Genomic DNA, 20,267 nt, shown 5'->3' with positions numbered 1-20,267 from the left:
TGCCATCTTTCGGGGTCAACGAGGGTCCGGGTGGGTCGGGGACGGTACGGCGGGCACCGGAGGCGGCCCCCGGGACGGCCCCGGGACGGTTCAGGGGCGTGCCTGATGGGCTCGCGGGCCGCTTCCCGGCAGGCTGGTCGGTGTGCGGATCGGGCCCGGACGCACGCCAGGACCTTGACCAGGACGCGAGGACGGCTTGAGAACGACACGGCGAACGTTGCGGCAGGCGGCGGGGAGCGCGCCGGCACGGCGTGGATCGGCACAGCGTGGATCGGCACAGCGCGGATCGGCACGGAGCGGATCGGTACGGCGGGCGGCGGCCATCACGGGGGCGGCCGTCGTCGCGGCCGCCGTGCTCGGCGCCTGCAGCCCGGACGAGCTCGTCGCGAGCGTGGGCGGGCGGACCCACGAGGAGAGGAACCGCTACACGGTCGACACGGCGGTCACCGCGGTCGACGTCGTCAGCGTGGCGGGGGACATCACCGTCACCGAGTCCGGCCGGTCGGGCGTCGCGGTCACCGAGGCGCTGTTCTGGCGGGGCGGCGCGGACGCCCGGCCGCGGACCCGGCACGAGGTCAAAGACGGCGTGCTCGTCCTCCGGTACGAGCGCCCGGCGTCATCGCGGCCGCGCTGCTGGGTCGACTACCGGGTCGAGGTGCCCCGCGGGGTCCGCGTCCAGGCGAGCGGCACCGCCGGGAACGTCACGCTGCGCGGCCTGTCCGGGGACGTCACGGCGTCCACCGGCGCGGGGGAGATCACGGGGGAGGAGCTGACCGCCAGGCGGCTGGTCGGCCGGTCAGGCGCGGGCGACGTCGAGGTGCGCTTCGGCGCGGCGCCGGACGACGTGCGGATCGACGTCGGGGCCGGGAACGGCACGGTGTACCTGCCCGCCGGCCGGTACGCGGTGACCGCGGAGACCGCGGTGGGCGAGCGCGTGGTGGGGGTGGACCGGGACGACTCGGCGCCGCACCGGATCGTGGTGCGGTCCGGCGCGGGCGACGCCAAGGTGCTGCGCCTCCCGAGCCCCGCTCCGTGATCCCGTACGCCCCGGTCGCCCGGGAACGCGGCGGCGGACGCGGAACCGGAAAATGCGGCAGATAACCAGGTGATCCGCAGGCGTGGACGTGGCACCATCGGGGAAGACACCCCTCGGCCGGGATGTTGTAAATAACGACAAACGACAACGAGAGGGACGTGCAACGAGGCCGTCCCCACGAGCGCTGAGGAGCGCGACATAACCGCTGAGAACATTCACACCGACAACCGGTACGAAGGACGCCGCGCCCGCTTCGGCCGGAAGGGGCGCGACCGTGAGGAGTCGCTGCGGCTGCTGACCGCCCGTGAACGCGAACTCGACGAACTCGACCGCGATCTCGGCCGTGACGCCGACCGGGACGACGCGGACGCTCCCGCGACCGGCGAGCTCGACCTCGCCGACCGGTACGCGCTGCGCAGGGTTGTCGGTTTCTCGACCGAGCTCGAGGACGTCACCGAGGTCGAGTACCGGCGGCTCCGCCTGGAGCGCGTCGTGCTCGTCGGCGTGTGGACCACGGGCACCGTGGCCGACGCCGAGAACTCGCTGCAGGAGCTCAAGCAGCTCGCCGAGACCGCGGGCTCGGTCGTGCTGGAGGGACTGATCCAGCGTCGCCAGCGCCCGGACCCCGCGACCTACATCGGCTCGGGCAAGGCCGAGGAGCTGCGCGACGTGGTCGCCGCCACCGGCGCGGACACGGTGATCTGCGACGGCGAGCTCACCCCCGGCCAGCTGCGCCGGCTCGAGGAGATCGTCAAGGTGAAGGTCATCGACCGCACCGCGCTCATCCTCGACATCTTCGCCCAGCACGCCAAGAGCCGCGAGGGTAAGGCCCAGGTCGAGCTCGCCCAGCTCGAGTACCTGCTGCCGCGGCTGCGCGGTTGGGGTGGCAACCTCTCCCGCCAGGTCGGCGGCCGGGCCGCCGGCGGCGTGGGCATCGGCGGCCGCGGTCCCGGTGAGACCAAGCTCGAGCTGGACCGCCGCCGCATCCGCGAGCGCATGGCGAAGCTGCGCCGCGAGATCGCGTCGATGTCCACCACCCGGGAGACCAAGCGGGCGCGGCGGCAGCGCCGCGAGGTGCCCGCCGTGGCGATCGCCGGGTACACGAACGCCGGCAAGTCCTCGCTGCTCAACCGCCTCACCGGGGCGGGCGTGCTGGTGGAGGACGCGCTGTTCGCCACGCTCGACCCGACCGTGCGCCGGGCCCGCACCCCGGACGGGCGGCTGTTCACGCTCGCCGACACCGTCGGGTTCGTCCGGCACCTGCCGCACCAGCTCGTCGAGGCGTTCCGCTCGACGCTGGAGGAGGTCAGCGACGCCGACCTGATCCTCCACGTCGTGGACGGCTCGCACCCCGACCCCGAGTCGCAGATCAAGGCGGTGCGCGAGGTGCTCGCCGAGCTGAACGCCACCCACATCCCGGAGATCGTGGTCATCAACAAGGCGGACGTCGCCGACCCGGACACGATCACCCGGCTCACCCGCCGGGAGAAGCACAGCGTGGTCGTGTCCGCCCGGACCGGGCAGGGCATCGACGAGCTGCTCGCCGCGATCGAGCGGGACCTGCCGCGGATGGACCACGAGGTGCGCGTGCTCGTGCCGTACCGGCGCGGCGACCTGGTCGCCCGGGCGCACGAGGAGGGCGAGATCCTCGCCGAGGAGCACACCGCCGACGGCACCCTGCTGCACGCGCGCGTGCCCGCGGCGCTCGCCGCCGAGCTGCGCCGCTGTGCCGTACCGGAGAAGGTCGGCGCCGGGGCCGAAAGGCCCGCCTGACGACCTCGATCGGCCACCCGGGACCGTGTGCCCGGGTGGCCGCGCGCCGTCACCCGGTACGCCGTTTTCGCTGGTCAATGGCGTTTATGTGAGCCGTCGCGCGGCCGGAAACGGTCGCGCGGTGGCCCGCAAGGCCCGGGATTGCTAGGATTGCGAGAACCTTATAACCGATCCTGGCGCGGGTTCATCATGACGGCTTTACGTGCTGTTGACGGCGGGGGGCGTGCGTCGAGGACGGGTCCGATCGGCCTGAGCGGACCCCACTGTGACGGGGGCGGCTTTCCTGCGGCGGTGGTTACGGGTGTGACGTTTGCATGTCTTTCCCGATAACCCTGTACAGCAGGCCGATCTGTGAAATAACGTAACTGAACTGAAATCGCCGAACCATGCTTGCGGCGATACGGTCATCGCACCAAGAGTGCGGATGAGAGCAGGAGACCCCCCGATGACGTCCGGACACACGGCGGACCCCACGGGCGTGGTGCCCGGCAGGAGCCGGGCCGTGCGCGCGTGCCCGGACGATCCGGCGGTGATGCGATGACCGTCCGTCTGCTGACCAACATCGGCCGGTTGTGGACCGGCAACGATGTCCTCAGCAACGCCGCCATCCTCGTGCACAACGACCGCATCGCCTGGGTGGGCCGGGCCGCCGACCTGCCGCAGAGCGTGCCGGGCGTCGTCGACGACATCGTCGACGTCGACCACGTGGAGAACCTGGGCGGCGCGCTCGTCACGCCGGGTCTGATCGACGCCCACACCCACCCGGTCTACGCCGGGAACCGGTACGCCGAGCTGGCCATGCGGTCCGGCGGCTCCTCGCCGAGCGCGATCAACGCCGCGGGTGGCGGCATCAACTCGACGGTCACCGTGACCCGCGGCACCGACCCGTGGACCCTCTGCAACAACGTCCGCGAGCGGCTCCGCGACTGGCTGCTGTCCGGCACCACGACCGTGGAGGCGAAGACCGGCTTCCACCTCACCCGCGACGGCGAGCTCGCCGACGTCCGGCTCCTGCGCGAGCTGGAGAAGGAGCCGATGATGCCGCGGGTGCACGTGACGTTCCTCGCGGCGCACGTGGTCCCGCCGGAGTACTTCGGCCGCCAGCGCGACTACGTCGAGGCGGTGGGCGCCTGGTGCGCCGACGCCGCGGCGGCCGGCGCGGACAGCGTCGACGTCTACTGCGACGAAGGGCACTTCTCCACCGAGGAGGCCCGCTGGGTGCTCGCCTCCGGCCGCAACGTCGGCCTGATGCCGCGCATCCACGCGGGCGCGCACAGCAGCCGGCGCGGCGCGGTGCAGCTCGCCGCGGAGATGGGCTGCGCCTCGGCGGACCTGCTGAACCACTGCACCGACGAGGACATCGCCGCCCTCGCCCGGTACGGCGTGCCCGCCGTCGTCTGCCCCGGCAGCGCGCTGCAGAACGGCATCCCGCCGGTGCGCCGGATGCTCGCCCAGGGCGTCACCATCGCCCTCGGCAGCGACCACAACCCCGGCCACTGCGGCATCACCTCGATGTCGCTGGTGATCGCCCTCGCCGTCGCCGCCTTCGGGATCAGCGTCAACGACGCGCTGCGCGCGGCCACCCTCGGCGGTGCGCACGTGCTCGGCGCGCCCGACCGCGGCGTGCTCGCGCCCGGGCGGCTCGCCGACATCGTGCAGTGGGACGCCGACCACGAGGGCGCCTTCGCCTGGGCCTTCGGGCTCAAGCCGCGGCGGGTCTGGCGCGGCGGCACCCCGGTGCAGTAGGCCTCGAGGTTTCCCGGCCCGGTCTGACGCCGGGCCGTACCCGTCTCGGTCCGCGGACGACGAATCGCGCGCGATCGTGCGCCGCGCACTACGCTGCGAGCATGCCGCCTTCGGTCGCCGTCGTCACCGACTCCACCGCGTACCTCGACCCCAAGCTGGCCGCGCAGCACGACGTTGTGGTGATCCCGTTACAGGTGACGGCCGGAGGCCGGACGATGGACGACACCGTGGACCTCGGGCCGGACCCGGCGGCGCTGCTGCGCGCATGGTACCCGGTCACCACCTCCCGGCCCGCGCCCGAGCGGTTCGCCCGGGCGTACGCCGAGGCCGCCGAGCGCGGGGCCACCGGGGTGGTCTCCATTCACCTGTCCGGTGAGATGTCGGGCACCGTCGACGCCGCCCGCCTCGCCGCCGCCGACGCGCCCCTGCCCGTCGAGGTCATCGACAGCCGCTCGATCGGCATGGGCCTCGGCTTCCCGGTGCTCGCCGCCGCCCGCGCGGCCTGCGCCGGGCTCCCGCTCACCGAGGTGGCCGAGGCCGCCCGCCGCCACATGGCCGCCCTGCGCAGCCTCTTCTACGTCGACACCCTCGAATACCTGCGCCGCGGCGGCCGCATCGGCGCCGCCGCGAGCCTGCTGGGCTCCGCGCTGGCGATCAAACCCCTGCTGCACATCGCCGACGGCGTGGTCGCCCCGCTGGAGAAGGTACGCACCGCCACCCGCGCCCTCGCCCGCCTCGAGGACCTCGCCGTCCAGGCCGCCGCCGACCGCCCCGTCGACGTCGCCGTCCAGCACTTCGCCGCCCGCCCCCGTGCCGAGGACCTCGCCGCCCGCCTCACCCGCCGCATCCCCCACCTGAACCGCCTCCACATCGGCGAGGTCGGCCTGGTCATCGGTGCCCACGCCGGCCCCGGCATGCTCGGCGTCACCATCGCCCCCGCCTGACCCTCGCCCTGACCCTGGCGGTCGTACGGCGCGTCGAGTGCGAGTGCCCGATGCCCGGGCCGTCACCGGCGGCGCCGCCTGGTATTGCCCCGCGCACTCCGGCGGGGTCTCGCTGCCCTTTCTCCCGGATTTCCAGATCACGTCAGCCAGGGCCGGGCTGCTGCATTTCGACGTCACGGTGGCTCTCGCCCATCTCTCACCCTGACTCTGGCTTTCGTACGGCTCGCCGAGTGCGTGCACGACACCTGGCCTTCGTCATCGAATGGCGCCACCGATGTTTCGCCGCAGGCTTCAGGCGGGGCCGCCGCCCACTTCCCCCTCGAGTTCCTCGCCTGTATGCATCATGTGGGCGAAATAGGCATAGGGCTGAAGGCCTACACGGGCGCTGCCTGCCCTGCCTCCCACCGCGCTGGCCGATCCTCGCCCTGCCTCTGCCTTTCGAGCGGAACGCCGGCCTCGTTGGTGCACCGATCAGGCGCACTCTGTTGGCGTCGTGGTGTCGGTGCGTCGCCCACGCGTGTCCGGCCGATTTCGGGCACGAAGACACCGCCGACATCGGCCCCACAATGAGCCGTGGCTCACCGAGTCCTTACTCGGATGACCTGACGAGCCGGACTTGGCCGGTAATCGGACTCGCGCAGATTCAGCCGCAGCGATGGGCGCTGTCGCCCTTAGCCCGAGGCTCTGCCCTCGTCTATCGCGTGACCCCTGGTGGCCTGAGCTGCGAGCTGGCTGGCGGAGCGAGGGCTCCGCTATTCGGCGTGAGCCGGTGGCAGCTGATTTCCACTCGGTATTTCTCGGCCGAATGCTTCCAGTCGGCCGCGCATACGGGTGATCGGTGGGTTGAGGCCTGCTGACGTCGCTTTGCCGAACCTGCCCGTTCACGCCCGCTCGTCGTCGCAGAAGCGCCCGAAACCGGGCCATGCCGATCGGAATGCCCAGCATGCCGATGCGGCACCCGCGGTGGCGCGTCCGTTGGTTTGGCCCGGACGGTGTCGGTTATCCACAGAATGGCGTTCAGCGGGCGTCCGGTCGGTCGGGCGTACCTACCGTCACCCGCGTGGGAAGGACGACCGAACCTCTTGCAGCCGCTGCGGCCGAAACCCGCCTGCGTGCCCTTCTCGGGCGGGATGAGCCCGCTGTTCCGCGATCTGTCCCGCCTGGGACGATGCCGAGCCGTGGCCCCGTCGGTCATGGTGCCCCAGCCGGACCCGCCTGGCGTGAGGGCCCGGCCGCCGAGCGCGCCCGCGACGCGGGCGGAGCCGCGGCAGGGGAGCGGAGCACCCCTTCCACCGGGGCGGTGGCGGAACTCGGTGGCGCACGGGCCGTGTATCCGGAGCGGGGCGTCGTGGGCGAGGGCCGGCCGCGAGCGGTTCCGACGACACCTGCCCCCGATGAGGACGAGATCGGCGGTGGTGATCACACGTCACCGCGACGGTGGCCCGCTCTCGACCAGGTACGGGATACGCTCGCCGCCCACACCGCCGCTCTCGATCCTGGGCGTCCCGGACTGCGGGTTCTTCTCCTACTCGGAGTACTCGCCGCCGTCGTGGCGTCCGTCTACGTGTGGCGGTCGCGCCCCGAGGCCGAACCCCTCCCTCCGCCGATCCCGGCCGGTGCCCCGCAGGCGGCGGCGTCGCCCGCGCCCTCCCCGAGCGGGCCGGGTGTCGTCGTGTACGTCACCGGCCGGGTTCGCAAACCCGGCGTGCACACCCTGCCCGAGGGCTCGAGGATCGCCGACGCGATCGAGGCCGCCGGGGGCCTGCGGGCCGGCGCCAAGCCGGGAGCCCTCAACCTCGCCCGCCGCCTCGTCGACGGCGAGCACATCGTCGTGGGCGCCCCGGCCACCGCAGCCGGTGGTGCACCGCCCGCCGGCGGACCGGTGGGCGCGGCCTCCGGCGCGGCGGCGTCGGCCGTTGATCCCGGCACCGGCCTGATCGACCTTAACCAGGCCACCGCCGAGCAGCTCGACGAGCACCTACCCGGCGTGGGCGAGGTCCTCGCCCGCCGCATCGTGGAGTACCGCGAGGCCAACGGCGGTTTCCGCAGCGTGGAGCAGCTCCGCGACGTCACCGGCATCGGCGAGCGGAGGTTCGCCGAGCTGAAGGACAAGGTGCGGGTGTGATGGCCGACGATGCGCCCGGCCGCCGCGGGTACGCGTACCCGCTCGTCGCACCGGCGCTCGCCGCGTGGGCGACCGCGTTCGTCCTGGTCGGCCTGCCCGCACCCGTCGCATGGGCCGTGGCCGCCGTCGCCGTGATCGCGGCGGCCGGTCTCGCCCTGGCACCCCGGTTCCGGCGGCGGGCGCCGGCCCTGCCCATCACACAGGGCAGGGCCGGCGCCCGGCGGCCGGGCCGGCGCCACGGTGTGGGGGAGCGGCGAAGCCCGTGGCCTCCGCGGGGATGGCGGCGGGCGGGCATCGGTGTGCTGGGGAGCACGGCGGCCGTGGCGACGGGTGTGGGGTGCTGGGCCTACCTGGTCGGTACCGGGCCGGTGGCCGAGCTCGCCGAGGAGCGTGCCGTGGTGACGGCGGAGGTGGTGCTCACCGACGACCCGCGGGTGGTCACCCGGCGCGGCGGCGCCATGCCTCGCGATCGTGTCGTCGCGGATGGCCGGGTCGAGCTCATCGAGGCGCGCGGGCGGCGCATCCGGCTGCGGGCACCGGTGCTGATGCTCGCGAACGGGCCGCAGTGGCAAGGGCTGCTGCCGAGCGTGCGGGTGCGCGTGCGCGGGCGGCTGGCACCGGCCGACGACGGGGATCTGCGGGCCGCCGTGCTGCTCGTGCGCGGCCCGCCGACCGTGCTGGAGGGACCGTCGGCCGTGCAGCGGGTGGCCGGGCACGTGCGGCAAGGGCTGCGGGACGCCGCCGACGTGCTGCCGCCGGACCAGCGCGGGCTCCTGCCCGCTCTCGTGGTCGGCGACGTGTCGCGCATGGACCCGCAGGTCAGGAACGACCTGAACGCGGCAGGCCTGGGTCATCTGACGGCGGTGTCCGGCACCAACCTGGCGATCGTGGGCGGGGCGGCGCTCGTGCTCGCCCGGGCCGTGGGCGCGCCGCTCCCGGTGCGCGCCGCCGCGGCGGCGGCCGCGATGGTGGCCTTCGCCGTCGTCGCCCGTCCCTCGCCCAGCGTGCTGCGCGCACTGCTCATGGGTCTGATCGGCGCGGTCGCCCTCGGCACCGGGCGGGCCCGCGACGGGGTCGCCGCGCTCGCCGCCACCGTGCTCCTGCTGATGTTGTTCGAACCGTCGCTGGCCCGCTCGTACGGCTTCGCGCTCTCGGTGTCCGCCACCGCGGGAATCCTCGTGCTCGCCCCGCGCTGGCGCGACCGCCTCGCCGCCCGGCTGCCGCCGCGCACCCCGATCTGGGTCGCCGAGGCGGTGGCCGTGCCCGCCGCGGCCCAGGCCGCGGTCACGCCCGTGCTCGTGCTGATCAGCGGCCGGATCGAGATCGTCGCGGTACCGGCGAACCTGATCGCCGGGCCGGCCGTCGCTCCGGCCACCGTGCTCGGCTTCGTCACCGCGCTCGTCGCGCCGTTCAGCCTCGACGCCGCCCAGTGGATCGTCCGCCCGGCCGGGCTCGCCGTGGGCTGGATCATCCTGGTCGCCGAGCAGGCGGCGGCGCTGCCGCTCGCGGTCCTGCCCTGGGTCGGCGGCGTGCCCGGGCTGGTGCTGCTGTGCCTCGCCGCGGTCGCGGTCTTCCTGCTGCTGCGCCGCGCGGGCACGCGCCGGATCGCGCTCGCCGTCGCCGCCGGGGTCACCGTGGCGGCCGTCGTGGCGACCCCGGTCGCCGCGCCCTGGCCGCCGCCCGGCTGGCTCATGGTCGCCTGCGACGTGGGACAGGGCGACGCGCTCGTGGTGTCCGCGGGTGGCGACCGCGCGGTCGTGGTGGACGCCGGACCGGACCCGGTCCTCGTCGACGCCTGCCTGCGCGACCTCGGCGTGCGCCGCGTGCCGCTGCTGGTGCTCACCCATCCGCACCTCGACCACGTCGGCGGGCTCGAGGGCGTGCTACGCCGCCGGGCCGTCGGCGCGGCCCTCGTCGGTCACGCCCACATGCCCACGCCGGAGGGTGCCCGTCTGTCGGCGCGGCTCCGGGAACGCCGCATTCCCGAATGGACGGTCCCTCCCGGCACCCACTGGCGCTTCGGCCCCGCTGAGATCACCGTCCTCGCGCCCGATCCGCGACCCGGGGCCGCGCCCATCCCGGAGGGCGCAGGGGGAGGTTCGGCCGTGAACAACGCCAGCGTCGTGCTTCACCTGCGGTGGTCCGTCGGCTCGGCACTGCTCAGCGGCGACGTGGAGACCGAGGCGCAGGCCGCCCTGCTCCGCCGGGGCGTGCCCCCGGTCGACGTGCTCAAGGTCCCGCACCACGGGTCCGGTCGGGGTGATCCGGCCTTCCTCGCGGCCATCCGCCCCAGGGCGGCGCTGATCAGCGTCGGCGCGGACAACGACTACGGCCACCCTGCGCCGCAGACGATCGCTCGTCTCGGCGCCCTGTCGGCCCGCGTCTACCGCACCGACCGCCAAGGCGACCTCGCCGTGGTCGTCCAGGGGGACGGCCTCGCCGTGGTGCCCCGAGGCGAGCCGCGCAGCGGCCGGGTGCGTGGCCGCTGAGGGCGCGAAGGCCGGGAGGGCGTGGCATGCTGGCTCTCATGGCGGCGACGAGTCCAGCACCCGTGACGTTGGTGATCGGCGAGGAGGAGCTGCTCGTGGACCGGGCGGTGGGCGCGGTCGTCGCGGCCGTGCGGGCCGTCGATCCCGAGGCCGAGCGGCACGAGCTGATCGGGGGGAAGGTCGAGCCCGGAGAGCTGGCCGGGCTGACCTCGCCGTCGCTGTTCGGCGGGCGCTCGATCATCGTGGTGCGGTCCGCGCAGGATCTGTCCAAGGACGTCATCACGGAGATCGTCGGATACGCGAAGCAACCCGCCGAGGACGCCACGCTCGTGCTCACCCACCCGGGCGGAGCGAAGGGCAAGGCACTGGTCGACGGGCTCAAAAAGGCCGGGGCGGCGGTCGTCACCGTCCCGAAGATCACCAAACCCGGCGAGCGGCTGGACTTCATCAAGGCCGAGATCAAGCGGGCCGGGCGGTCGATCGCGCCCGACGCGGCCCAGGCACTGCTCGACGCGGTCGGCAACGACCTGCGGGAGCTCGCCGCCGCGTGCAGCCAGCTCGTCTTCGACACGCCCGCGGAGCACAAGACGATCACCGCCGCGGACGTGGCGCGCTACCACCGGGGCCAGGCGGCGGTGAGCGGCTTCACGGTCGCCGAGAGCGCGGCCGAGGGCAAGGCCGCCGAGGCGCTCGAGCAGCTCCGCTGGTCCCTGGCGACGGGCACACCCCCCGTGCTCATCGTGAGCGCGCTCGCCAAGGAGCTGCGCACCCTCGCCAAGGTCGCGGGCGCCCGCAACGCCCGCGGCGCCAACCTCGCCCAGGCCCTCGGCATGCCCCCGTGGCTCGCCAAGCGTTACCAGGACCGGCTGCGCGCCTGGGGCCCGGAAGGGCTGAGCACCGCCATCCAGGCGGTGGCCGACGCCGACGAGCAGGTCAAGGGCGCCGGCGTCGATCCCGCCTACGCGCTGGAGCGCGCGGTGCGCATCATCTGCGCCAGCCGCAACGGCCGCTGACCTGCCCGCCTCCCACGAACCGGGAGAGCGGCTCCCGCTGCACGCGCCTCAGACGGTCGATCGTGGCGTGTTCTGGTGTGGTCTCCGTTGGGAGACGCATCGGCTTTGCGTCGCGGCCGACGGGTGAAGGAGTGAGCTGGAAGGGCGCCGGGCGTTGATGTTGCCGACGTGGAGGGGTTCACCCCGCTGATCTCGCGGTCGCCCCGGGGGGGTTGTCGACGGATTGTGCTTGCCTTGCGGGGTGGGAGGGTGGTTCGCGCTGTGCACCGTCCGAACGGGTTGATCGTGGTGTGGTCTCCGCTCGGAAGGCTCACTGCCTTGCAGGTCGTAATCGGCGGATGGAGGGGTGAGCCGGAAGGGCAGGGTCGTTGACGTCGCCGAGGTGGAGGGGTTCACTCCGCTGATCTTGCGGCCACCCCGTGGGTGAGGACCGGACCGTGCCCACCGGGGTGCGCCGTCAGGAGCGCACCGGCGGATACGCCGGCGGTTACCCGGCGGCCGGATGGATCCGGGCGCGGGCGGCCTCCACCTCGTACTTGCGGCGAAATGCTTCGCCCAGTGCTCGCTGATGCGATGGGGTAGAGGTGTTTCCATTGGAACTTGCGATATAGGGTATTGAGGAAGTTCTGGTCGACGACGCCGCTGGGCTGCTCGGAGCCGTTCCCGGCATCGTCCGCCGATCAGTCGGGTGACCGGTCACGTGTGGGAGCTCTTTGTGTTCAGGCGTCTTTCCCGGTGGATGATCGCTGTGCCTGTCACGCTCGCGTTGGGGGCCTTGTCCGGATGCGGCTCCGGTGGATCGGCCGGCGGGGAGCGCGAGGTGACGGTCTTCGCGGCGGCGTCGCTGACCGAGACGTTCACCGAGCTCGGCAGGATGTTCGAGGCCGAGCACGCGGGCACCAGGGTGCGGTTCAACTTCGGCTCCAGCGCTACGTTGGCCCAGCAGATCGTCCAAGGGGCGCCCGCGGACGTGTTCGCCGCGGCGAACCCGGCCACCATGAAGACCGTCACCGACGCGTCCCTGGCCGAGCAACCGACCACGTTCGCGCGTAACCGGCTGCAGATCGCCGTGCCCGCGGACAACCCGGCGCAGGTCGACGAGCTGAAGGACCTCGCCGATCCCAACGTGAAGGTGGCGTTGTGCGCCGAGCAGGTGCCGTGCGGGGTCGCCACGGTCAAGGTCCTGGACGCGGCCGGGCTCAAGGTCACCCCGGTCACCCTGGAACAGGACGTCAAGGCCACGCTCACCAAGGTCGAACTGGGCGAGGTGGACGCGGCGCTCGTCTATCGGACCGACGTGATCGCCTCGGGCGGCAAGGCCAAGGGAATCTCCTTCCCCGAGGCCGGCCAGGCGGTCAACGACTATCCCATCGCCGTCCTGAGCAAGGCGTCGGCCGGTGATCTGGCCGAGCGCTTCGTCGACCTTGTGCTGTCCCGGCGGGGCAAGGACGTGTTGGCCAAGGCCGGCTTCGAGGTGACCTGATCGACTCGACCGGCCTCCGGCCGTCACGAGGCCTCTCGTGGCTCCGCCCAGGTCTGGCGTGGCGAGGAGAGGACGCCGTCGCGCAGGGTGAGGACGCGGTCGGCGTAGCCGACGAGGGCGGGGTCGGCGGTGGTGACGAGCGCGGTGACGTCCTCGGTCAGGGTGAGGGTGCGCAGCAGCTCCATGATCCGGCGGCTGCTGCGGGCCTCGAGGCGGCCGGTGGGCTCGTCGGCGATCAGCAGGCGGGGGCGGTTGGCGAGGGCACGGGCGATCGCGATGCGCTGGCGCTGGTCCTCGGACAGCTCGTACGGGCTGCGGTCCGCGTGGTCCGCGAGCCCGACGAGGGTGAGCAGCTCCTCGACGCGCTTGTCCCGCTCGTCGACCGGGGTGTTGGTAAGCCGCAGCGGCACCCCGACGTTCTCGGCCGCGGTCAGGACCGGGATGAGGCCGAACGACGGGAAGACGTACCCGATCTCCTTGCGCCGCAGCTGCAGCAGGTCGCCTTCGGAGAGGTCGGTGATCCGCCGCCCGGCGATGGTCACCTCGCCGGAGTCGGGACGGTCGAGCCCGCCCACCTGGTTGAGCAGGGTGGTCTTGCCCGCTCCGCGCCCTCCGCTGATCACGACCAGCTCCCCTGGGAGAGCCGCGAAGGAGACGTCGCGCAGCGCGACGACCTCCCTCGGTCCCTGCCGGTAGGCCTTGCGCAGGTTCGCGGCGATGACCATCGGCTCGATCATGACGGTCCTCCTCGGGCCGGTTGGGCCACACCCCCGATGTGGCCGTGCTCTGCCGTTGGGCGTAGGGGACGCCGGTGGCCGGTGGCGGTGCCGCGGCGCCCGCCACCGGCGACGTGTGCCGGGGCGGCCGGTCGCCCCATACGGGTACTGCTCGGGACGTTTCCGTCACGCCACACCCGGCCGCGCCACGCGCTCCGCTGCGCGAGGCATCCGGCGGGAGGATGCGGCCGGGGCGGGTGATGGCCGCGGTGGTGCGCAGTGGCCGGATCGCACAACGCGCCGTAGGACGAGAGCTCGGGGCGGTCGGCCCGCGGCCGTGGCCGGGCCGCCGGGCGCGGCTCGGCACCTGCGGCTTGGGCTGCGGTCGGCGCTGGGCTGCGTCCGTACGCGCTCTGGCCGGCACCCGGCCGGAGGGCGTCGACGCTTCGCGCCGCGGCGTTCCGGAGCGGCCGTACCCGCCGGTCCATGGGGTCGGCAAGGCGCGACATCGCAGTCGCGGCGGCGGTCGGGTGGCCGCACGTCGGCGCGGACGCGGGCCGGAGCCCGGCGCTGACGTCCGCGCACCGGGTACGGCCCGGCGCGGCCGTCCGGTACGGCGGTACGGCGACGGCGTGGCCCGTGCTCATCCGCCCTCCCCGGGGAGGCGATCGCCGATCCGGCGGCGGCCGGGGCCGGCGTGCAGGAGGCCGCCGCCGAGCGCCGCCGCCGCGATGAGCCCGGCGGCGAGCAGGATCGGCGCGACGAGGCCGAACGGCAGGCCGTAATCGCCCGGGGTGCCCGCGAACACGGCCAAGTCGACACCCGGGCCGAGCAGGACCGGCAGGGTGAGGCCGAGCAGCGTCCCGGCGAGGATCGGGCACGCCGCCACGGCGGCGACCTCGAACGCGGTCACCCGGCACGCCTGCCCGGCCGACAGGCCCAGCACGCGCAGGGTGGCCAGCGTGCGCGACCGGAGCCCGGCCCGCGCGGCCGGGGCGAGCAGCACGGCGAGGACCGCGCAGCCGGTGACCGCCGCGGCGGCCGTCCAGAGCACGGTGCGGAGCGCGGTGGCCATCGGCGCGGCGGCGAGGCGTTCGGCCTCCCCGTGCACGGTGACGACCGAGGCGTCCGGGCCGCCCGCCGCGGCGCGCAGCTCGGCCGGATCCGGATCGTCGCCGTCCACGAGCAGCACGTTCGCCAGGCCGCCGAGCCCTGCCCGGGGCAGCGCCTGGAACGGCACGACGACGAGGCTGCCCTCCTCGGGGGCGAGCCCCGGCAGCCCGCCGTCGATCACGCCGGTGGGGACCACCTCGATCCGCCGGTACCAGCCGACCTCGAAACGGGAGTAGACGGTCAGGTCGCGGGTGACCAGCGCGGGCAGCGCGGTGCCGGGCACGTCCGCGGGCGGGGCGGGCACGGTGAGCGGCGAGCCGGCGACCAGCCGCCGGTACGCGGCGAGGTCCACCGCGACCACGGTGACGCTCTGCCCGCGGGCCCCGAGCCGGCCGGTGCCCTTCAGCGCGGGCACCACGGCGCGTACGTCCGGCACCTCGCGCAGCCGGGAGAGCACCGGCTCGGCCGGGCCCGGCAGGCGCTCCACCCGGGCCGCCGCCCCGGTGGCCCGCCACGCGGCGACGGACTGCGCCGACTCGAGCGCGTCGGCGGCCACCACCCCGTACACGGCCACCGCGAGGGCGGGCAGCAGCACGAGCGCGGGCAGCCGGCACACGTCCCCCGCCCGCGTCGCCAGGGCGAGCCCCAGGAAGGGGACGGCGGACCGCCGCCGGGCGGCCAGCCACGCCGGCAGGCGCAACGCGAAGGGGGAGAGGCGGACGGTGACGAGCCCGGCCGCGACCGCGAGCGGCACGGGCGCGAGCACGAGGAACAGGCCGGCGTCGCCGTCCCGCGCGCCCGCCCCGGCGGCGGGCAGCCCGCGGACGCGCAGCAGGTAGGCGGCGGCGAGGGCGAGCACGACGACGGCGACCTCGGTGGCGAGGCGTCGCCGGGAAAGGCGCCGGGCGGGCGCGTCGCCGGACGGCCCGCGCGCCGGTGCCCGATGGGCGGCCGCGGTGAGCCCCGCCGCCGTCACGGCCGCGCCCAGGGCGAGCAGAGACGGCGCGAGGTGGGCCGGCGGTACGGCGGGGCCGGGCACGAGCGACCCCAGGCCGTACCCGAGCAGCGCCGCCGGCACGCACACGAGCGCGACCGCCGCGCCCGCCCCGGCGGCGACGCGGGCGACCGCCAGGCGCGATCCGCCCACCCGCTGGTCGGTCCCGGGCCGCTCCGCTCCCGGATGCTCGCCGTTCCTCTGGCCGTTCGGCGAGGACCGTGACCGGCGGACCGCCGAGCGGTGCCAGGCGGGCGCGGGAGCCGGCCGCAGCCGGTCGCACAGCAGCCGTACCGCGAGCGTGACGGCGCCGCAGGCGACGAGGCCGAGGCCGCCGATGACGAGCCATCCGAGCACCACCGCGACGCGCTGCCGCTCCAGGAACCGGCCGAGCCCGGTGTCCAGGCCCGTGTGCAGCTCGAACCGCGCCACCCCGTTCGGGAGCGCGGCCTGCCGCCGGAGCCGGTCCCGGTAGCGGTCGACCGCCTCGGCGATCGCGGCGGCGTCGCGTGCGGTGATCGCGCCGGAGTCGACCGGCAGGGTCCACTCGTAGCGCAGGTCCGTCGGGCCGCCGAGCCGCGCCAGTGCGGCGTGGTGCACGAGGCCGGTGAGGTGCTGCTCGTCCCCGGCCGTGGTGAGCCGGATCGAGGCGCGCAGCAGATCCCGATGGTGGCGCCAGAACGGGTCGGCGGGCCGTACCGGCTCGAACAGGCCGGTGACCCGGGCGAGCCGCGGTTCGACGTCGCCGAGCAGCAGCAGCGACCCCACCGAGAGGTTCATCGCCGCGGCCCCGGCGTGCGAGAGCGCGACCTCGATCAGCGGCACGTCGCCGAGCCCGCCGTACCCGGGGACGGGCTGTGCCGTCGTGGGCGGCCCGGGCGGCGACCCCGCGACGTAGCGCACCCGGCCCCCCGCACCCGCAACCCAGGCGAGGTTGAGGAACTGCAGTGCGTGGTCCTCCGCACCGATCCGGTCGGCGAGCGGCATGCGCCGCGTCCGCGCCGCGTACGACGCCCCCGCCGCCTGAGCCGCGGCGCCGGTGGCGACGATCGCGCGCAGCGGCCCGGGCAGCCCGGCGTGCAGCCGGTCGTGCTGCTCGGCGAGCCGGTCGGTGTCGGTGAGCAGGTCGGCGGAGCTTTCCGGCTCGAGCGCGACGGTCAGGTCGGCCGGTTCGGCGGGGTTCTCCTGTACGGCACGGCGCACCGCCCGGTCGAAGGAGTCCGCCACGATCCGCGGCAGCCCGGCGAGCAGCGTGGCGGCGGTGAGGGTGAGGAGCGCGAGCAGGCCGGCCACGCCGCGGTGGGCGCGGAGGATGCGCAGCGGGCTCATGCGGAGCGCCCCCACGGCGCGGGCGGGCCGATGCGGTCCGCGCTCCGGCGGAGAACGACGGCGGACGCGGCGGATGACGCGGGCCGGCTACCGCCGCGGGGCGTGTCCGAGTGATCGGGGACGGTGGCCGGAGGCGGGACGGCCGCGGACCGGGCGCGTGCCGTGGCCTCGGGCGGACACGGGTCGGCGCGCGATGCGCCAAGGGCGACGGCCGCCGGCACGATCCCCGGGCCGATGGGGGCGGGGGCACCGGAAGCACGCGGACCGGCCGGGCGGGTGCCGCGTGGTGCGCCGCGGTGGGCGGTGGCGTGCGGCCGGCCCGGTGTCACCGCCGTGCCGATAAGGCGGTACGGCGGGCCGGGACGCAGGCGGGGCGGGCCGTACGCGGGCGTGCCGGATAAGACGGTGGCAGGCCGCGCCGCGCCGCGGGTGACGAACAGCGGAAGCGGTCCGGCGGTTGCACGCCGCACCGCCGGCGGCGTCCGCCACCACATCCGGGCTCCTCCGCTCGTCGTATCGCAGCCACCTGCCACGACTGTAAGCGCGAACGTCGGCGAGGTCGGCGGCGCGGGCCGGATGGTGATGGAGGCGATGCGCTACGGAAATGGAGAAGTGATATCGATTCCGTGACAAATTATGACATTGTCACGAACTTGAGATATCCGGGCATGGCGAAAGCGCCGTGCTCCCACGGAGTCACGGCGCTCGCGACGGTGATGCGCGCCCTGCGCTCGGCCCGGGAAGGCCTACTTCGACGCCGCGGCCTGCAGCGCAGCGGCGCGCTTGGCGATGGCCGACTTCCGGTTGGCCGCCTGGTTCTTGTGGATCACACCCTTGGTGACCGCCTTGTCCAGCTGGCGGCACGCGGCGCGCATGAGCACGACCGCCTGCTCGACCTCGCCCCGGTCGGCGGCCTCGCGGAACTTGCGGATCGCCGTCTTCAGCGAAGACTTGACGGCCTTGTTACGCAGACGACGCTTTTCGTTCTGCCTGTTGCGCTTGATCTGGGACTTGATGTTAGCCACGAAGAAGCCTCGGTCAGAAAGTCGGTGGATTGGTTCGCGCGGGCAGAGAGGGCGCACCACACGCAGTGAGACAGGGTATCAACGCCCCTCACGCCGCTCAAATCAATGCAGGGCACATGGCCCCTGCGGCCGCCGGCCGCAACGGGGACCCGGTGGGGAATGTGCCGTGCGCAAGGCAGTGTAGGACACCCGGTCGAGGCCGCACCGAAGGTTATCGACCCGTCACCCGTCCGTGCCCTGCCCGCCCGCATCCCGCCGTGGCCGCCCCGCCGGCCCGCCGCCTTGTTTCAATGGCACACCCGCCGCCCCGGGTACGGCCCGGCCGCCGCCGTGCCGGCCGTACCGGCGCCCGGCCACCGGTACGGCCGGGCGAGCGTGGGCCCCGGGCGGCCGGATCTTCGCCCGTCTCGCGGCCCTGCCGGTAGACTCGCCAGGAGTGCCGCCGCGGTCACGCCCGCGATCGGGAGCACCGGGGCACAACAGCGGGACGGACGCGGGAACCGCCGGGAGGCGGGACCGCGCCGGTGACACCGTGGCGGTCCGGGCTGTCACCCGAACATGCCACCATGGAAGACGGGCCGGCGCTCCCGGCCCCTTGATCGTGATCGAACCTGCCGAAACGGACCACGGTGCGCACTGAGCCTGGCCTGACCGACCCCGCGGTGATCCGCAACTTCTGCATCATCGCGCACATCGACCATGGCAAGTCCACGCTCGCCGACCGCATGCTCCAGCTCACGGGCGTGGTCGACGAGCGGCAGATGCGCGCGCAGTACCTCGACCGCATGGACATCGAGCGGGAGCGCGGCATCACCATCAAGTCGCAGGCCGTACGGATGCCCTGGAAGGGCCCGGACGGCGTCGACTACGTCCTCAACATGATCGACACCCCGGGCCACGTGGACTTCACCTACGAGGTGTCCCGGTCGCTCGAGGCGTGTGAGGGCGCGATCCTGCTGGTCGACGCCGCGCAGGGGATCGAGGCGCAGACCCTCGCCAACCTCTACCTGGCGATGAACGCCGACCTCACCATCATCCCCGTCCTCAACAAGATCGATCTCCCGCAGGCCCAGCCGGACAAGTACGCCGAGGAGCTCGCCGGGCTCATCGGCTGCGAGCCCCAGGACGTGCTGCGCGTCTCCGGCAAGACCGGGGAGGGCGTCAAGGAGCTGCTCGACCACGTGGTCATGCAGGTGCCGCCGCCGGTCGGCGACGCCGACGCCCCGGCCCGGGCGCTCATCTTCGACTCGGTCTACGACATCTACCGGGGCGTCGTCACCTACGTGCGGGTCGTCCACGGCCACCTCGCCCCCCGCGAGCGCACGATGATGATGTCGACCGGGGCCACCCACGAGACCCTGGAGATCGGCGTCATCTCGCCCGAGCCGATCCCGTCCAAGCACGGCCTCGGCGTCGGCGAGGTGGGGTACCTGATCACCGGCGTGAAGGACGTGCGCCAGGCCCGGGTCGGCGACACGGTCACCTCGGCCGCGCGCCAGGCGACCGAGCCGCTGCCCGGCTACGAGCACCCCAAGCCGATGGTGTACTCGGGCCTCTACCCGATCGACGGCGACGACTACCCGGAGCTGCGCGAGGCCCTCGACAAGCTGCGCCTCAACGACGCCGCGCTCATCTACGAGCCGGAGACCTCGGCCGCGCTCGGCTTCGGCTTCCGCTGCGGCTTCCTCGGCCTGCTCCACATGGAGATCGTGCGCGAGCGGCTGGAGCGCGAGTTCGGCCTGTCGCTGATCTCCACCGCGCCGAACGTCCCCTACCGGGTGGTGCTCGACAGCGGCAAGGAGGTCACCGTCACCAACCCGTCGGAGTTCCCCGGCGGCAAGATCGCCGCGGTGTACGAGCCGGTGGTGCGCGCCACGGTGCTCAGCCCGGCCGAGCACATCGGCGCGATCATGGAGCTGTGCCAGGGCCGCCGCGGCACCCTGCTCGGCATGGACTACCTGTCCACCGACCGGGTGGAGATCCGCTACACCCTGCCGCTGGCCGAGATCATCTTCGACTTCTTCGACCAGCTCAAGTCCCGCACCCGCGGGTACGCGTCGCTCGACTACGAGCCCGCCGGCGAGCAGGAGGCCGACCTGGTCAAGGTGGACATCCTGCTGCAGGGCGAGCCGGTGGACGCGTTCAGCGCGATCGTGCACCGGGAGAAGGCGTACTCCTACGGCGTGGAGATGGCGCGCAAGCTCAAGGAGCTCATCCCGCGGCAGCAGTTCGAGGTGCCCATCCAGGCGGCGATCGGCTCCCGTGTGATCGCCCGGGAGAACATCCGGGCGCTGCGCAAGGACGTGCTCGCCAAGTGCTACGGCGGTGACATCACCCGGAAGCGCAAGCTGCTCGAGAAGCAGAAGGAAGGCAAGAAGCGCATGAAGATGGTCGGCCGGGTGGAGGTGCCGCAGGAGGCGTTCGTCGCCGCGCTCGCCACCGACACGTCGAGCGACAAGAAGAAGTAGCCCGCCGGGGCCG

The 20,267-nt window shown here is 73.9% G+C and carries 12 protein-coding genes; 9 read left to right on the top strand and 3 right to left on the bottom strand.

The features are described 5' to 3' along the window. Positions 1–352 precede the first annotated feature (352 nt). The 8 genes from FHX40_RS15165 (at position 353) to modA (ending at position 12,609) form a co-directional block, all read left to right on the top strand. Positions 353–1,036: a DUF4097 family beta strand repeat-containing protein gene (locus FHX40_RS15165; protein ID WP_142260227.1), complete on the top strand. Its 684-nt coding sequence runs from the start codon at positions 353–355 to the stop codon at positions 1,034–1,036. 294 nt (positions 1,037–1,330) lie between these two features. Next, complete coding sequence (gene hflX / locus FHX40_RS15160; protein WP_373286871.1) at positions 1,331–2,809, top strand: GTPase HflX; 1,479 nt, start codon at positions 1,331–1,333, stop codon at positions 2,807–2,809. A gap of 537 nt (positions 2,810–3,346) precedes the next feature. Next, the gene (gene hutI / locus FHX40_RS15155) at positions 3,347–4,555 is read left to right on the top strand and encodes an imidazolonepropionase (protein ID WP_142260225.1); all 1,209 of its coding nucleotides are present in this window, start codon (positions 3,347–3,349) and stop codon (positions 4,553–4,555) included. A 101-nt stretch (positions 4,556–4,656) separates the two neighbouring features. Further along, entirely contained in the window at positions 4,657–5,499 is an 843-nt protein-coding gene (locus FHX40_RS15150) for a DegV family protein (RefSeq protein ID WP_142260224.1), read from the top strand. A 1,549-nt stretch (positions 5,500–7,048) separates the two neighbouring features. Beyond that, entirely contained in the window at positions 7,049–7,624 is a 576-nt protein-coding gene (locus tag FHX40_RS25840; RefSeq protein ID WP_229788358.1) for a ComEA family DNA-binding protein, read from the top strand. Further along, on the top strand, positions 7,624–10,113 hold the full coding sequence (locus FHX40_RS15140; protein WP_142260223.1) for a ComEC/Rec2 family competence protein: 2,490 nt from the start codon (positions 7,624–7,626) through the stop codon (positions 10,111–10,113). Before FHX40_RS25840 ends, FHX40_RS15140 begins: the two co-directional genes overlap by 1 nt. 26 nt (positions 10,114–10,139) lie before the next feature. Then, entirely contained in the window at positions 10,140–11,126 is a 987-nt protein-coding gene (holA, locus tag FHX40_RS15135) for a DNA polymerase III subunit delta (RefSeq protein ID WP_229788357.1), read from the top strand. A gap of 739 nt (positions 11,127–11,865) precedes the next feature. Continuing rightward, positions 11,866–12,609 carry a molybdate ABC transporter substrate-binding protein gene (gene modA / locus FHX40_RS15130; RefSeq protein ID WP_142260222.1) on the top strand — a complete coding sequence of 248 codons (744 nt, stop codon included), beginning with the start codon at positions 11,866–11,868 and terminating at the stop codon, positions 12,607–12,609. A 23-nt stretch (positions 12,610–12,632) separates the two neighbouring features. Here modA and FHX40_RS15125 read toward each other — a convergent pair whose 3' ends face one another. The 3 genes from FHX40_RS15125 to rpsT form a co-directional block, all read right to left on the bottom strand. After that, positions 12,633–13,346, bottom strand: coding sequence for an ABC transporter ATP-binding protein (locus tag FHX40_RS15125; RefSeq protein WP_229788354.1), 714 nt, complete (start codon positions 13,344–13,346; stop codon positions 12,633–12,635). 622 nt (positions 13,347–13,968) lie between these two features. Continuing rightward, on the bottom strand, positions 13,969–16,761 hold the full coding sequence (locus FHX40_RS15120; protein WP_142260221.1) for a hypothetical protein: 2,793 nt from the start codon (positions 16,759–16,761) through the stop codon (positions 13,969–13,971). A gap of 746 nt (positions 16,762–17,507) precedes the next feature. Continuing rightward, a complete protein-coding gene (gene rpsT / locus FHX40_RS15115) occupies positions 17,508–17,786 on the bottom strand; it encodes a 30S ribosomal protein S20 (protein ID WP_142260220.1) in 279 nt (92 codons plus the stop codon). Between the two features lie 629 nt (positions 17,787–18,415). Between rpsT and lepA the strand changes: the two genes are divergently transcribed. Beyond that, positions 18,416–20,254 (top strand): translation elongation factor 4, encoded by a 1,839-nt coding sequence (lepA, locus tag FHX40_RS15110; protein WP_142260219.1) that lies wholly within the window; start codon positions 18,416–18,418, stop codon positions 20,252–20,254. Positions 20,255–20,267: the final 13 nt, after the last annotated feature.

It is taken from the genome of Thermopolyspora flexuosa, assembly GCF_006716785.1.
In the GTDB taxonomy this organism is placed as follows: Bacteria; Actinomycetota; Actinomycetes; order Streptosporangiales; family Streptosporangiaceae; genus Thermopolyspora; species Thermopolyspora flexuosa.
Note: the sequence above shows the minus strand (reverse complement) of the source record. Positions and strands in the feature narration are given on the sequence as shown.